The organism is Mesorhizobium sp. M0077 (assembly GCF_040322955.1).
Classification (GTDB): Bacteria; Pseudomonadota; Alphaproteobacteria; order Rhizobiales; family Rhizobiaceae; genus Mesorhizobium.
The window spans coordinates 17,686-32,290 of sequence record NZ_JAMYUL010000014.1; the positions used below are offsets into that span (position 1 = coordinate 17,686).

15 protein-coding genes are annotated in these 14,605 nt (G+C 63.3%); 8 read left to right on the forward strand and 7 right to left on the reverse strand.

From position 1 onward, the window contains the following. Positions 1-51: 51 nt before the first annotated feature. The 6 genes from moaB to NKJ57_RS23930 form a co-directional block, all read right to left on the reverse strand. A complete protein-coding gene (gene moaB / locus NKJ57_RS23905; RefSeq protein WP_023732120.1) occupies positions 52-606 on the reverse strand; it encodes a molybdenum cofactor biosynthesis protein B in 555 nt (184 codons plus the stop codon). Further along, complete coding sequence (locus NKJ57_RS23910) at positions 593-1,486, reverse strand: 4-(cytidine 5'-diphospho)-2-C-methyl-D-erythritol kinase (RefSeq protein WP_023747562.1); 894 nt, start codon at positions 1,484-1,486, stop codon at positions 593-595. The genes moaB and NKJ57_RS23910 overlap by 14 nt, the downstream gene beginning before the upstream one ends. A 26-nt stretch (positions 1,487-1,512) precedes the next feature. Then, complete coding sequence (locus NKJ57_RS23915; RefSeq protein WP_023668475.1) at positions 1,513-1,698, reverse strand: membrane protein; 186 nt, start codon at positions 1,696-1,698, stop codon at positions 1,513-1,515. Between the two features lie 72 nt (positions 1,699-1,770). Beyond that, positions 1,771-2,628: a S49 family peptidase gene (locus tag NKJ57_RS23920; protein WP_023687110.1), complete on the reverse strand. Its 858-nt coding sequence runs from the start codon at positions 2,626-2,628 to the stop codon at positions 1,771-1,773. 120 nt (positions 2,629-2,748) lie between these two features. After that, complete coding sequence (locus tag NKJ57_RS23925; protein ID WP_023806760.1) at positions 2,749-3,543, reverse strand: tRNA1(Val) (adenine(37)-N6)-methyltransferase; 795 nt, start codon at positions 3,541-3,543, stop codon at positions 2,749-2,751. Continuing rightward, positions 3,543-3,767, reverse strand: a complete 225-nt coding sequence (locus NKJ57_RS23930; RefSeq protein WP_023692106.1) for a putative signal transducing protein — start codon at positions 3,765-3,767, stop codon at positions 3,543-3,545. Before NKJ57_RS23930 ends, NKJ57_RS23925 begins: the two co-directional genes overlap by 1 nt. Before the next feature lie 221 nt (positions 3,768-3,988). On the opposite strand from NKJ57_RS23930, the gene NKJ57_RS23935 reads away from it, so the two are divergent. The 5 genes from NKJ57_RS23935 to NKJ57_RS23955 all read left to right on the forward strand — a co-directional run bounded on the left by NKJ57_RS23935 (position 3,989) and on the right by NKJ57_RS23955 (position 9,197). Further along, on the forward strand, positions 3,989-5,005 hold the full coding sequence (locus tag NKJ57_RS23935; protein ID WP_023668471.1) for a polyprenyl synthetase family protein: 1,017 nt from the start codon (positions 3,989-3,991) through the stop codon (positions 5,003-5,005). Between the two features lie 87 nt (positions 5,006-5,092). Further along, positions 5,093-5,761 carry a GntR family transcriptional regulator gene (locus tag NKJ57_RS23940; RefSeq protein ID WP_023732118.1) on the forward strand — a complete coding sequence of 223 codons (669 nt, stop codon included), beginning with the start codon at positions 5,093-5,095 and terminating at the stop codon, positions 5,759-5,761. Between the two features lie 351 nt (positions 5,762-6,112). After that, a complete protein-coding gene (locus NKJ57_RS23945) occupies positions 6,113-6,703 on the forward strand; it encodes a biotin transporter BioY (protein ID WP_023702054.1) in 591 nt (196 codons plus the stop codon). 109 nt (positions 6,704-6,812) lie between these two features. Next, complete coding sequence (locus tag NKJ57_RS23950; protein WP_352512924.1) at positions 6,813-7,229, forward strand: DUF1284 domain-containing protein; 417 nt, start codon at positions 6,813-6,815, stop codon at positions 7,227-7,229. Positions 7,230-7,421: 192 nt separating this feature from the next. Continuing rightward, positions 7,422-9,197 carry a tetratricopeptide repeat protein gene (locus tag NKJ57_RS23955; protein WP_352512931.1) on the forward strand — a complete coding sequence of 592 codons (1,776 nt, stop codon included), beginning with the start codon at positions 7,422-7,424 and terminating at the stop codon, positions 9,195-9,197. A gap of 209 nt (positions 9,198-9,406) precedes the next feature. Here the strand turns inward: NKJ57_RS23955 and NKJ57_RS23960 are convergent, their stop codons facing one another. Beyond that, on the reverse strand, positions 9,407-9,868 hold the full coding sequence (locus tag NKJ57_RS23960) for a GNAT family N-acetyltransferase (RefSeq protein WP_023684366.1): 462 nt from the start codon (positions 9,866-9,868) through the stop codon (positions 9,407-9,409). Positions 9,869-10,044: 176 nt separating this feature from the next. On the opposite strand from NKJ57_RS23960, the gene NKJ57_RS23965 reads away from it, so the two are divergent. The 3 genes from NKJ57_RS23965 to glyS all read left to right on the forward strand — a co-directional run bounded on the left by NKJ57_RS23965 (position 10,045) and on the right by glyS (position 14,600). After that, complete coding sequence (locus NKJ57_RS23965) at positions 10,045-10,989, forward strand: glycine--tRNA ligase subunit alpha (protein WP_352512923.1); 945 nt, start codon at positions 10,045-10,047, stop codon at positions 10,987-10,989. A 398-nt stretch (positions 10,990-11,387) separates the two neighbouring features. After that, positions 11,388-11,789 (forward strand): endonuclease domain-containing protein, encoded by a 402-nt coding sequence (locus NKJ57_RS23970; RefSeq protein WP_352512922.1) that lies wholly within the window; start codon positions 11,388-11,390, stop codon positions 11,787-11,789. A 306-nt stretch (positions 11,790-12,095) separates the two neighbouring features. Further along, a complete protein-coding gene (gene glyS, locus NKJ57_RS23975; RefSeq protein WP_352512921.1) occupies positions 12,096-14,600 on the forward strand; it encodes a glycine--tRNA ligase subunit beta in 2,505 nt (834 codons plus the stop codon). Positions 14,601-14,605: the final 5 nt, after the last annotated feature.

A 14,605-nucleotide genomic window follows, 5' to 3' on the forward strand; every position in this document is an offset into this window, starting at 1 on the left:
CAGCCGCCATTCTGCCTGACAAAGGCAGCACTTGGCCGGCTTTGCCTTGGTTTACGAGGCGGCCTTGCCGCGCCGCAAATGCTCGTCCAGGCGCGGCATGATCTCGACGAAGTTGCAGGGCATGTGGCGGTAGTCGAGCTGCGGTTTCAGGATGCCGTCCCAGGCGTCCCTGCAGGCGCCGGGCGAGCCCGGCAGCACGAAGACGAAGGTGGCGTTGACGACGCCGCCCGTCGCCCGACTCTGCACTGTCGAGGTGCCGATCTTGTCGTAGGAAATGCGGTGGAACACTTCGGAAAAGCCATCCATGCGCTTCTCGAAGATCGGCTCCAGCGCCTCCGGCGTCACGTCGCGGCCGGTAAAACCGGTGCCGCCGGTGGTGATGACGACATCGATGTCTTCGTCGCGCGACCAGCCCAGCACCTTGTCGCGGATTTTCTCCCGGTCGTCGGTGACGATGTCGCGCGCGGCCAGGACATGGCCGGCCTCGACGATGCGATCGGCCAGCGTCCGCCCTGATTTGTCGTCGGCAAGGCTGCGCGTATCGGACACCGTCAGCACCGCGATGCGCACCGGGATGAAGGGGCGGCTTTCGTCAATTTTGGTCATCGGCCCCCTCTGAAGCGATGCTTCGTGTCGCGGCGACAAACCACTCCGGTTCGCGGCTGCGGATCTCGGCGGCGGCGCGCTTGGCGACATTGCCGGTCTCGAACAGTCCGAAGCATGTCGCGCCGGAGCCCGACATGCGCGAGAATCCAGATCCGGCCCTGTTCAGCAGGGAAAGCGCTCGGCCGATGGGCGGCTGGATCGCCTGCGCCGCCGGTTCGAGATCGTTGCGGGTGATCTCCAGCCAGTTGCGGACACTGTGGAAGTCAAATGCACGCGGCAGCGGCGGCAATCCCTCATTGTCGCGTTTCTCAAGTGCGTTGAACACATCAGGCGTCGAGACGGCGACGCCGGGATTGACCAGCACCAAAGCGAGCGCCGGAAAATCCGGCACCAGCGACAGCTCGTCGCCGACGCCACGCGCAACCAGCGGTTTTGCCGCAAGACACATCGGCACGTCGGCGCCGAGCGTGAGACCGATCCGGCTCAGTTCGGCCTCGCCGATGTCGAGCCCCCAGGTCCGGACAAGACCCTGCAATACCGCCGCCGCGTCGCTTGAGCCGCCGCCGACGCCGGATGCGATCGGCAGGTTCTTTTCCAGCCGGATGGCAACCGGCGGCGTGCTCTGCTGGCCGGCCTGCCTGCGCAGCGCCTCGCGCGCCTTCACCACCAGATTGCTGTCGTCGATCGGCACGGAAGTCGCGTAACGGCCCGATACGGAGAACCGGTCGGCGTCGGCAGGCTCGATCTCGACCCTGTCGCCGAAGCGGGTGAAAACGACCAGGCTCTCGAGCAGATGGTAGCCGTCGGCGCGCTTGCCGGTGACGTGCAGCGCCAGATTTATCTTGGCGGGCGCAAGCCACGTCCGGGCTGCGGCATCCAAACTGTCGGCTGCTGACGGGATGATGCTCAGTCCTTGGCCAGGCGGTATTCGCCGGTCTTGGGATCCTGGACCAGCGTGCCGTTGGTGCCGTTGGCTGCCTGCTTTTCGGTGCGCCGCACCTTGGCGGTCACACGTTCGGCCTCGCGGACGAAGGTGCGGTAGCCGAAATAAGCGGCGGCGCCGACAACTGCGAAGAAAATGATCTGTGGCATTTCAAAGCTCCTCCCTCGCAAGACGGCAAGGCAGACTGTCAAGCGCTCATGCTAGACGCTTTCCCCGCTTTTTCAAAGCCCGAAGCGCGCCCACAATGCGCGCTCTTCCGCCGCATCGATCACGCCCCTTGCGGCGGCGGCGGCAATATCGGGCGCTGAAAAGTTCGAGCCGAACAGGCCGATGCGGCCAAACAGGCCACGCGGCGCGGTGACCAGCCTGAGCTGGGTTTTCGCGCCGAAGCGGGTTTTCAGTACCGTGCGCATGTCGCTCAACGCATCGACGAGGCCAAGCTCCAGCCCTTTCTTGCCGGTCCAGAACAGGCCGGTGAACAGGTCCGGATCGTCCTTCAGCTTGGTGCCACGGCGTTCCCTGACCAGGTCGATGAAGGTCTCGTGCACTTCCAGCTGCAGCGCCTTCAGGCGCTCGACGTCTTCCCTCTTCTCCGGCTTGAACGGGTCGAGCACCGCCTTGTTCTGGCCGGCGGTGTGGACACGGCGCTCGACACCGATCTTCTTCATCAACTCGGGAAAGCCGAACGAGGCCGAGACGACACCAATCGAACCGACGATGGAGGACGGATCGGCAAAGATCTCGTCGCCGGCGACCGCGATCATGTAGCCGCCCGAGGCCGCCACATCCTCGACAAAGACCAGCACCTTTTTGTTCTTCTCGACCGCGAGGTCGCGGATGCGCTTGAAGATCAGCCGCGACTGCACCGGCGAGCCGCCAGGCGAATTGATTGAAATGGCGACGGCGGGCGCATCGAACAGGAACGCCTTTTCGATGAGGGCGGCGGTGGACGCCAAGGACAGGCTCGGCCGGAACGGGCCGCCGCCGGCCATGATGGTGCCATGCAGCCTGATGACGGGAATGGTGACGACGCTGGATCGCCAGGATTTCGGCAGCAGGCGGTTGAAAAGGCGTTTCACGAGGTGGCTGTCTCCAAATGGCTTCAACGCATGTAGGGATTTGCCGGTCAACGGCAATGCTGCAATCCATCTCAGCCAACTGTGTGCCGGTTTTGCGGCAACGACACTGACGGGCCTAAATCAATCGCCAAACAGCGACGCCAGTCCGTTGTTGATCATCTCGGTTCGTTCCGACGGGCCGTCGCCCGTTTGCCCATGCAGCATCAAAGGCGGGCGGATCGACAGCTTGCCGCGCGCGCCGAGCGCTGCCCTGACCACAATGCGGATTGCGGCTGCTTCCGGGCGCGGATGCACGGCCAGCATCTCGGCGTCGCCGAAGCGGCCCGACAGCGCATCGAGGAGGTCGCCAAGCTGTTCCGGCCGCGCAATGACGGCCAGGCCCCCGCGCGGCTTGGCGACGGCAGCCGCACTTCGGATCCAGCTCTCGAACAGCCCGTCGTCCATGACATGCGCTTGCCGCCGCAGCGGATCTGGCGTGGCGCGGTCCTGCGCCGCGTTGAAGGGCGGGTTCATGATGACGAAATCGAAGGAATTGTCGGCAAGGCCGGCTTGCGTCCGCGCCCGGCCCGACAGCGTGACGTCGGCGGTCAGCACCGAGGCGCGATTGCCGAGATGCGCATTGCCGGGATGGGCGAGCGTGGTTGTGGCGAAGCCTGCCATCTCGGTCGACCGTTCGACGAGCACGACCTGCGCCTCTGGGCAGCGCGACAGCACGGCAAGACCCGCCGCACCGGCGCCGGCGCCGAAATCGGCGAGGCGTCCAGCAAAGCCGGATGGAACTGCTGCCGCCAGCATCATGGCATCCATCCCGGCGCGATGCCCTGTCCTGGGCTGGACCAGCCAGAAGCGGCCGCGATGGAAGGCATCGACCGTATGGGCCGGCGTATCGCTGGTAAGCGCGCTCGCTTCAGCCATTATGTCTGGCGGATTTCGTTCTCGATGCCGGCGTCTTTCAAGATGCGCCGCGCCTGATCGGCCTGGTCGGCATCGACCATGACGCGCTTCTGCAAAAGACCGATCGACCCTTCGAGAATGCTCATGTTCTGGTCGGCGACGAAGCAGGCAATCCCGGCATCGCGCATCAGCGATTCGACAAAGGAGATGATCACGGCATCGTTGGTGCGCACGAGTTCTATCATCGGACGAAGTTCGCAGGTTGCAGCGTTGATGTAAACGCTGGAGCATGGCGCCGAAAAGTGTGGAGCGGTTTTCGGGCAACGGCATGCGGTCGCTAAGGTTGACACGCCGTCACCGCAGCCGCGCCAATTCGCCTCTTGCCGTGCCCGTATGTGCCGCCCTAGAGTCCCAGGCGGGACCAGGGTGCCGTCGCACGCGTGATCAAAGACGGGAGTGTTTGTTGGTGGGTGTCGTTCTCAACATCGAAAACGGGAAGCGGGAACCCGCCTCCATCAAGGATCTCATCGACCTGACAGCAGCCGATATGGGGCGCGTCAACAAACTGATCCTGTCCAAGGCCGGCTCCGACGTCGAGATGATCCCGGAGGTCGCCAATCATCTGATCTCGTCGGGCGGCAAAAGGCTGCGTCCCATGCTGACGCTCGCGGCGGCCCAGATGTTCGGCTATTCCGGCGAGGGCCACGTCAAGCTCGCCACCGCGGTCGAGTTCATGCACACCGCCACGCTGCTCCATGACGACGTCGTCGACGAGAGCGGCATGCGGCGCGGCAAAAAGACTGCCCGCATGATCTGGGGCAACCAGGCGAGCGTGCTGGTCGGCGATTTCCTGCTCGGCCAGGCTTTTCGCATGATGGTCGATGTCGGTTCGCTGGAAGCGCTCGACATCCTGTCCAGCGCCGCCTCGATCATCGCCGAGGGCGAGGTGATGCAGCTGGCGGCCGCCAAGAACCTCGATACCACCGAGGACGAGCATTTCGCCGTCATCAAGGCCAAGACCGCGGCGCTGTTCTCGGCTGCCGCCGAGGTCGGTCCGGTCATCGCATCGGCGACGCGCAACGATCGCGCCGCATTGCGCTCCTACGGCATGAATCTCGGCCTTGCCTTCCAGCTCATCGACGATGCGCTGGATTATGGCGGCTCCAGCCAGGAGCTGGGCAAGAATGTCGGCGACGATTTCCGCGAAGGCAAGGTTACGCTGCCGGTCATCCTCGCCTACCGGCGCGGCACCAAGGCCGAGCGCACCTTCTGGAAGCGCGCCATCGAGGACAATGTCACCGACGATGCCGGACTGGAAAAGGCCATCGGCCTGATGACCCGCCATGGCGCCATTGCCGACACCATCGGACGGGCCCGCCATTTCGGCGAGATCGCCCGTGACGCGCTGGCGCCGCTGGAGGCGACGCCGCAGAAATCGGCGCTGATCGACGTCATCGACTTCTGCATCAGCCGGGTGAACTGATCCGCGCCTGGCGCCAAAGAAAGTTTGCATGCAAAATCGGGCAATCACCGCTCGACAATCGGCAGCAGTGCAAATTATCTATAAAACATGGCAAAGACCGCAGACGACACCATCGCCATGCGCATCAGCAAGGTGCTGGCGGATCGCATCATATCGGGTGCGATCGAACCCGGCGCCCGGCTGCGGCAGGATCACATCGCCGAGGAATTCCAGACCAGCCATGTCCCGGTGCGCGAGGCCTTTCGGCGCCTAGAGGCGCAAGGGCTGGCGGCCAGTGAGCCCAGGCGGGGCGTACGCGTCGCCGCCTTCGACCTCGGCGAAGTCAGGGAAGTCGCCGAAATGCGCGCAGCCCTCGAAGTGCTGGCGCTGCGCCATGCCGCGCCGCATCTGACGGCTTCCATTCTCAATCTTGCCGAAGAAGCCACAAAGGCCGGCGACAAATCCCGCGATGTCCGCTCTTGGGAGGAGGCCAACCGCACCTTCCACCGGCTGATCCTGGCGCCCTGCGGCATGCCGCGGCTCATCGCCACCATCGACGATTTGCACGCCGCAAGCGCCCGCTTCCTGTTCGCCGCATGGCGCTCGGAATGGGAAATCCGCACCGACCAGGATCATCGCGCGATCCTGAGCGCGCTGCGGCAAGGCAACACCGAATCGGCCGCGGCCACGCTTGGCCGGCACGTCCAGTGGATCGGCCAGAAACCGGTCAAGACCGCGTCGGGCAAGATGCGCGAAGCGTTTGCCATCGTCGGGTAGGGACGAAGGGACAAGTCGTCGGATTCCGCGCGTAGCGATCCTTCACACCCCCCTCTGTCCTGCCGGACATCTCCCCCGCAAGGGGGGAGCTCAACAGCTTTGCCGTTGCGTTAGTCCTGCAACGTCGGCCATTGGCGAAAGCAAAGGCGACATCCGATCTCCCCACTTGCGGGGGAGATGGCCGGCAGGACAGAGGGGGGTGCTGTCCCGCCAGCCTTTCCAAATGTCCTTTATTCGACACGCAAGCCCAAGCCTTTTGGGGTGAGGGTTGCCATTCCCGCGCAAATATGGATTCGATGATAGATCGAACAATAAAATTATCTATAATTTCAAACCAGCTAGGAAGCAACCATGACCGACATCGCCTTTTCGCCGTCCAAGCCGTCCTTCAGCCCGTTGCGCCTGCAAACCCGCTCGCATAGCTGGCAGGCCGCGGCCGTCGTCCTCGGTACGCTGTTTCTGGCGCTGTTGTCGCAGATCGAGGTGCCGATGGTGCCGGTGCCGGTCACCATGCAGACCTTCGCCGTGACGCTGGTCGGCGCACTTTATGGCTGGCGGCTTGGCGCCATGACCATCATCGCCTGGCTCGCCGAGGGCGCCGTGGGCTTTCCTGTCCTGTCCGGAGGGGCAGCGGGCGCGTCGTATTTCGTCGGGGCAACGGGCGGTTATCTCTTCGCCTTCCCGCTCGTCGGCGCGCTTGTCGGCTGGCTGGCCGAGCGCGGCTGGAACGGCAACCGCGTGCTGCTCGCCTTCGCCGGCATGGTCCTCGGCAACCTCGCCTGCCTGGTTCTCGGAACGGCCTGGCTCGCCGTCATGATCGGCCTCGAACAGGCCATCGCCTTCGGTTTCCTGCCGTTCCTCGTCGGCGGCCTGCTGAAATCGGCGCTCGGCGCCGCGACGCTCAAGCTGTTTTCCGGTAAGGCGGACCCGGCAGGAGCATGATCCCGAAAAATGAGTCCGGTTTTCGGAAGAGATCATGCTCAAACAAAAAGATGGAGCCCCATCCCGATACCATCGGGATGGAACAGGCTCCGCTGGCGCGTCCTGACCGATGACCGTCCGGCTGCGCTCCCACCATCTGCTTTGCCTGCTGACCTATATCGGCGAAGGGTACAGCGCAGCCTTCGTCGCCAACTATGACGTGATCGCGAAACGTCTGGGCCGGGGCGAGGATATTCTGATCGTCTCCGGCCCCGACGACATCTGTCGGCCGCTGCTCGGCGAGGCCGAGCCCCACTGCTTGCGCGAAAGCGCCGCAGGCCGCGACGAGCTGGCAGCACGCGATGTCGGCAAGCTGCTGGCCCGGCCGATCCGGGCCGGCGTCCGCTTCAGCCTCGACGCGGCAACGCTTGCCGCCTTGCGCGCGGCCTTTTCAGCCGGCGTGACGCGTGAGGCCTGCCAGGGTTGCGAGTGGGCCGGCCTGTGCAGCACGATAGCGGCAGGTGGATATCGCGATGTCAGGCTGTAGCTCCCAACCCCGATCTGCTATTATCTCGAACCGACAGTGTGTGTGTCGCCATGGTTTGTTAATCGGGTGACCCGATTGTGAATTCGGCCCGGATTGAAGCCTGACCCCAAAAAGGCCATGCTTTGTCAGGAAACATCGAGTCTATGGCTTCTCCGCGCCGACGCGGGATGGCGCTTGGCTGAAAGGGATACGATGCGGCAAGGACGTGCGCGCTGGCTCGCGGGGCTGGCAATTGTGGCAGGGATGGCGATTTCTCCGCTGCCTGCCTACGCCAAGGAATCGACCGACCCGGTCAAGATCACCTCCTTCTCGGGCGCCTATCTCGCCGCCCGCATCGCCGAAGGCGACAACGACCTCGACAATGCCATCGCTTATTACAAGCAGGCGCTCGCCTTCAATCCCGGCGACACCTCGCTGCAGCAAAGCCTGATGCTGTCGCTGATCGCGCAAGGCCGCTTCGAGGAATCGCTGGTCTATGCCGACAAGCTCAAGGCAGTTCCCGACGTCGAGCGCTTCTCGCGTCTGGCTCTGGCGGTCGATTCCTTCCACAAGAAGGATTTCACCAAGGCGCAGTACTGGCTCAAGCTGTCGCTCGAATCCGATCTCGACCGGCTGATTTCCGGCGTCATGTCCGGCTGGGCACAAGAGGGCGCCGGCGACCCCACCGGGGCGATGGCCTCGATCGACAAACTGCAGGGGCCTGACTGGTTCGGCCTGTTCAAGTCCTTCCACCGCGCGCTGATCGCCGATGCCGCAGGCCTGTCGGACAAGGCCGACGCGCTTTATGACGCGACCCTGACCGACGTCACGGCCGGCGGTGCCGCGCCCGAGACATGGATGCGCAACGCCCAGGCCTACGCGTCTTTCCTGGCGCGCAAGGGCAACAAGAACAAGGCGCTCTACGTGCTCGACAAGGCCGAGGCGTTCGCGCCCGGCAAGCTCGACATCCAGGCGCTTCGCGACAGGATCAGCAAGGGCGACAAGATCGAGCCCTTCGTCGCCAGTCCCTCCGAAGGCGCCGCTGAAATCCTGCTCGACCTCGCCATCGCGCTCAATCGCGGCGGCGGCGAGCCGTTCGTGCGCCTCTATCTGCAATATGCGCTCGCGCTCAAGCCCGACAGCGACGCCGCTTTGGTGCAGCTTGCCGCCGTTGCGGAGCAGTTGAAGGACGGCGAAGGCGCCATTGCCCTCTATAGCCGCATTCCAGCCTCTTCGCCTCTGAAAGAGCTTTCCGACCTGCAGCTCGGCCTCAACCTTGCCGATCTCAACCGTCACGACGAGGCGATCGCCCATCTGAAGACATTCGTCGAAGCTCACCCCGATGACATGCGCGCCTATCTGGCGCTCGGCGGGGTCTATGCCTCGAAGGAGGATTTCCGCTCCGCCGCCACTCTCTATGACAAGGCGGTCGCGGTGCTGAAGACGCCGACCAATGCCAACTGGAACATCTACTATCAGCGCGGCATCGCCTATGAGCGGCTGAAGGAATGGCCCAAGGCCGAACCGAACTTCCTCAAGGCGCTGGAACTGTTTCCCGACCAGCCGCAGGTGCTGAACTATCTCGGCTATTCCTGGGTCGACATGAACATGAACCTCAAGGAAGGCCTGGCGATGATCCAAAAGGCCGTCGACCTCAGGCCGAGCGACGGCTACATAGTCGATTCGCTGGGCTGGGCCTATTTCCGCATGGGCCGGTTCGACGACGCCGTGCGCGAAATGGAGCGCGCCGTGTCGCTCAAGCCGGAAGATCCGGTGCTCAACGACCATCTCGGCGATGCCTATTGGCGCGTCGGCCGCAAGCTCGAAGCCACTTTCCAGTGGAACCAGGCGCGCGACCTGAAGCCGGATCCCGATGTGCTTGCCATTTTGCAGCAGAAGCTGATGAAGGGCCTGCCGCCGATCGAATCCAACACGGCGCAGGAAACCCCGAAGGTCAAGCCGGCCACCCCGCCAGCGCCGAAGGGGTGATCGGGCCATACTTCTGATGAAACGGGGCTCGCTGAGCCCCGTTTTTGTTTCGGCTTGGCGTCTTAGAGCAATTCCAGGAAAAGTGTGCGCGGTTTTCCGCTCGGAATTGCGACAGAAACAAAGAGATAGAGACGCCCTATCGCGATCGTCATTCTATGGCGGAGCAAGGAGCGAAGCGACGGGGCGCAGACCCAGCGTTGGCGCTCATTCTAGAACAGCTTTCGGTAGACGACGAAGCCCGAGAGATCGCCGATCTTGTCGTAGAGCTTCATCGCCGTGTGGTTGGTTTCGTGTGTCAGCCAGTAGACGCGGCTGGAGCCTGCGGTTTGCGCCCTGGTATAGACGTCTTCGATCAGTGCCCGGCCGACGCCCTTGCCGCGCGACGCCTCATTGGTGAAGAGGTCCTGCAGATAGCAGTTCGGCGAAATCGCCGTCGTGGTGCGGTGATAGAGATAGTGGACAAGACCGAGAAGCTTGCCTTCGCTCTCCGCGACCAGCGCATGCATAGGCTCATAGGCATCGAAGAAGCGCGACCATGTCATTGCAGTGATGTCACCGGGCAGGGCGGTCTCGCCCGAGCGGCCGTAAAACGCATTGTAGCCGTCCCACAGCGGCAGCCATTGCTCGTAATCCTCTCGGGTGACGGGGCGTACGGTGAGCTGGCCTTGCATGGCTGAACCTCTGTCGTTGAAGCTGGGCGAGCAAACGGCCACCGGCACCGTCCGGCAATGGGCCAGTCCGAAGCAAAGCGTTCAACCTCTCATCAAGGCGGCGATAGGCGCTGCCTTGACGCTAGCCGGCCCGGCAACTAGGGAATGGCATCATTTCAGCGCTTTCCGAGGCCGCCGTGACGTCAGACAGTCCAGCCCATATACATCCCAGCCGCTCGTTCCAGGGGCTGATCCTGACCCTGCACAATTACTGGGCCGCCTATGGCTGCGTCATCCTGCAGCCTTACGACATGGAAGTCGGCGCCGGCACCTTCCATCCGGCCACCACGCTGCGCGCGCTCGGGCCCAAGGGCTGGAACGCCGCCTATGTCCAGCCCTCGCGCCGGCCCAAGGACGGCCGCTACGGCGAAAACCCCAACCGGCTGCAGCATTATTACCAGTACCAGGTGATCCTGAAGCCCAACCCGCCGAACCTGCAGGAGCTCTATCTCGGCTCGCTCAAGGCGATCGGCGTCGATCCGTTGCTGCACGACATTCGCTTCGTCGAGGACGACTGGGCAAGCCCGACGCTTGGCGCCTGGGGGCTCGGCTGGGAGTGCTGGTGCGACGGCATGGAAGTGTCGCAGTTCACCTATTTCCAGCAGGTCTGCGGCATCGAATGCGCGCCGGTGGCGGGAGAACTGACCTACGGCCTGGAGCGGCTGGCCATGTATGTGCAGGGCGTCGACAATGTCTACGACCTCAACTTCAACGGGCGCGAAGGTGCTGAAAAAGTCACCTATGGCGAGGTCTTCCTCCAGGCCGAGCAGGAATATTCCAGGCACAATTTCGAATATGCCAACACCGCCATGCTGCTCAGGCATTTCGAGGACGCCGAAGCCGAATGCAAGGCGCTGCTCGCGGCCGGCGCCCCGGCCTTGAACGACAATCTGCCGATGCACCGCATGGTCTTCCCGGCCTATGACCAGTGCATCAAGGCCAGCCACGTCTTCAACCTGCTCGATGCGCGCGGCGTGATTTCGGTGACCGAGCGGCAGAGCTACATCCTGCGGGTGCGCAATCTGGCGAAAGCCTGCGGCGAGGCATTTTTGCAGACCCGTGCCGGCGGGCTCGCCGCCTGAGGCTCACTTCATCATTTCGAGGGAAATGTTGATTGGGGCCAACATCGGGCCAGTCGACCCCGCCATGGTCCGCATAGCCTGCCGTACGCCCGGCATTGAGAAGGCGCCATGCACTTGCGCGGCGAAACAGGCGCTGAGCGCGATGATCTGGAGGAGTCTCGATGCCGTTTTCATGGTCGTTCAGCCAATAAGTTCCCTGCCTGAGCGTTGGTCGCTTCAGCGCTGCGTTTGGTTCATGGAAATCTTTGATCCAAGGACGGGCGGGCTGGTTGCGGCCCGACAGGGGCGGTCAAAATTTCTGGAAACAGCGGTCAGCCGAGTTGCTATGCCCTCTTACCTCCCCCTAGATGGGGGAGGTCGCCGCGAAGCGGCGGGTGGGGGTGACAGCGCGACGTTCCATGCCAAAACTCGATCGATTCAAGCTGCAGTCTGCGCAAAGGCTTCGCGCGGCGATGACCGACGAGGAACGCATCCTGTGGCGGCATCTGTGGCGCATTCCAGTAGAAGGCACTCATTTTCGCAGGCAGGCGTCGGTAGGCGTTTACTTCCCTGATTTCACCTCCCACCGGCTGAAGCAGATCATTGAGGTGGACGGTGTCCATCACAGCTTCGATGGCCAACAGCACCATGACGAACGTCGAACGAAATGGTTTGAGAGCCAGGGTTATCGAGTCATCCGCTTCTGGAACCATGAAATCAAAAACGAACTGGATTCCGTGCTCGATACGATCTATGCGGCGGTGGAAGAACGAAAATCACACCTGCGTTTGCGCGATGGTGCCGAAGGTATCGGCGGCTGAGAGGTCGCCACCCCACCCCGGCGCTGCGCGCCGACCCTCCCCATCGAGGGGAGGGTGGGAGCCTGACCATGCCTGACCTGCTTCTAGAACTCCGCTCGGAAGAGATTCCCGCCCAGCCGCGCAACCGCAGCGCCGGAGGCGCGAGGACGCGCAAACGGGAAGAAGGCATGCGGGTGGAGAAACTCTGATGCCGGATTTGTTGCTGGAATTTCGCTCCGAGGAAATACCGGCCCGGCTGCGCGCCCGCAGCGCCGGAGGCGCGAGGACGCGCAATCAGGGAGAAGGCATGCGGGTGGAGAAACTCTGATGCCGGATTTGTTGCTGGAACTCCGCTCCGAGGAAATCCCCGCCCGCATGCAGCGCAAGGCGGCGGGCGATCTCAGGAAGATGCTGACCGACGGTCTGGTCGAGGCGGGTCTGACCTATGACGCCGCGCGCGAATACTGGACGCCGCGGCGCCTGGCGCTCGATGTCAGGGGCCTGACCGCGCGCTCGAAGGATATCCACGAGGAGATCAAGGGGCCGTCGACGACGGCGCCGGAACAGGCGGTGCAGGGCTTTCTGCGCAAGGCAGGTCTTGCCTCGGCTGCCGAGGCGCATGTCCATTCCGATCCGAAGAAGGGCGACTTCTACGTCGCCCATATTTCGAAGCCGGGCAGGGCGGCGGAAGAAATCATCGCCGAACTGGTGCCGGCCATCATTCGCGGCTTCCCCTGGCCGACATCGATGCGATGGGGGCCGGCTTCGGCGAAGCCCGGTTCGCTGCGCTGGGTGCGGCCGCTGCAGACGATTCTGTGCACCTTCGGGCCGGAGACCGAGGAGCCGGTGGTGGTCGATTTCGAGATCGATGGCATCCGCTCGGGCAATATCACCTACGGCCATCGTTTCATGGCGCCGGGTGAAATCACCGTGCGTCGCTTCGACGATTACGTGACCAAGCTGGAAGCAGCCAAGGTCGTGCTCGACGGCGACCGGCGCAAGGAGATCATCCTTGCCGACGCCCGCAACCTCGCCTTCGCCAACGGGCTCGATCTGGTCGAGGACGAAGGGCTGCTGGAGGAAGTGTCGGGCCTGGTCGAATGGCCGGTGGTGCTGATGGGCGAATTCGAGCAGGCCTTTCTTGCCATTCCGCCCGAGGTGGTGCGGCTGACCATTCGCGCCAATCAGAAATGCTTTGTCACCCGTCCGCAAGGCGACGGCGAAAACCTTTCCAACCGCTTCATCCTCACTGCCAACATCGAGGCGAAGGATGGCGGCAAGGAGATCGCGCACGGCAACGGCAAGGTGGTGCGCGCGCGCCTGTCGGATGCGCTGTACTTCTGGCGGACCGACCAGGGCGATCTGCCCGATCTGGGAGAGCTCGAGGCATCGGCAAAAAAGTTCGGGCTCGATCTGAAAAAGCCGCTCGACCAACGCATGGCCCGCCTCGACCATCTCGGGGTGACTTTCCACGCCAAGCTCGGCACGCAAGGCGAGCGGGTGGAGCGGATCAAGCGGCTGGCGGAAGAGCTGGCGCCAACAGTGGCGCAGTCGATCTCCCCCCTTGAGGGGGAGATCGCCGGCAGGCCAGAGGGGGTCGCTTCGGCTGCCGCGACGCCGTCCGGTCTCTCGAAGAAAGAGGGAGTTGGCGCTCCACGCGAGACGACCCCCTCTGTCGCCTTCGGCGACATCTCCCCCTCAAGGGGGGAGATTACCGCGCTCGCCGGGCGTGCGTCGGTGCTCGCCAAGGCCGATCTTACGACCGAAGCAGTGGGCGAGTTTCCGGAACTGCAAGGCGCCATGGGGCGCAAATACGCGCTGCTGCAGGGCGAGCATCCGTCCGTGGCTGCGGCCATCGAGGAGCACTACAAGCCGCAAGGCCCGTCTGATCGCGTGCCGACCGATCCGGTGTCGATTGCCGTCGCGCTGGCCGATAAAATCGATACGCTGGTCGGTTTCTGGGCCATTGATGAAAAGCCGACGGGGTCTAAGGACCCTTACGCGCTGAGAAGGGCCGCACTGGGTGTAGTCAGGATATTGGTCGAGAATGGCATCAAGCTGGCAATGTTGAGTTTGCTAAGAGCTGCTCATACCGCCCAATACGACCGGCTGCACAGCCGCAAGCTAGTGGTAACGGAGATAGATCCGACGGACTTTGAATTGCCAGAGGACCATCCGGACACCCTTTGGGGGCAGTATGATTTTTCGGACGAAGGTCGGGAGATTTACCTAACAGACGGCTGTAACTATGCACGTTTTGAAAGCGGTCAGATCGCGGAGGTGTATACGTTTCGAGGCTCGTTAGAAGTTCTCTCCGACCTCATCGCCTTCTTCCACGACCGCCTGAAAGTCTATCTCCGCGACCAGGGCGCCCGCCACGATCTCATCGATGCGGTCATCACGCCGCAGTCGGATGACCTCCTGCAGATCGTGCGCCGCGTCGAAGCGCTCGGCTACTTCCTCGACACCGAGGACGGCAAGAACCTGCTCGCCGGCACCAAGCGCGCGGCCAACATTCTGGCTGCCGAGGAGAAGAAGAAAACGCGTGTCGCCGCGACTGTTGAGCCGGCGCTGTTTCGCGAGGAGGCCGAGAAATCGCTGTTTGCGGCGGTGAATCAGGCGGAGAGAGAAGCCGGCGAAGCGATTCAAAACGAAGACTTTTCCGCCGCCATGCTGGCGCTTAGCGTGTTGCGTGAACCGGTTGATTCATTCTTTGAACGCGTTCTCGTGAATGATGAGGACCAGGCCGTGCGCGCCAACCGCCTGGCGCTGCTGGCTCGCATCCGCACGGCCACCGATCAGGTCGCGGATTTTTCCAGAATAGCTGGCTAAGCGAC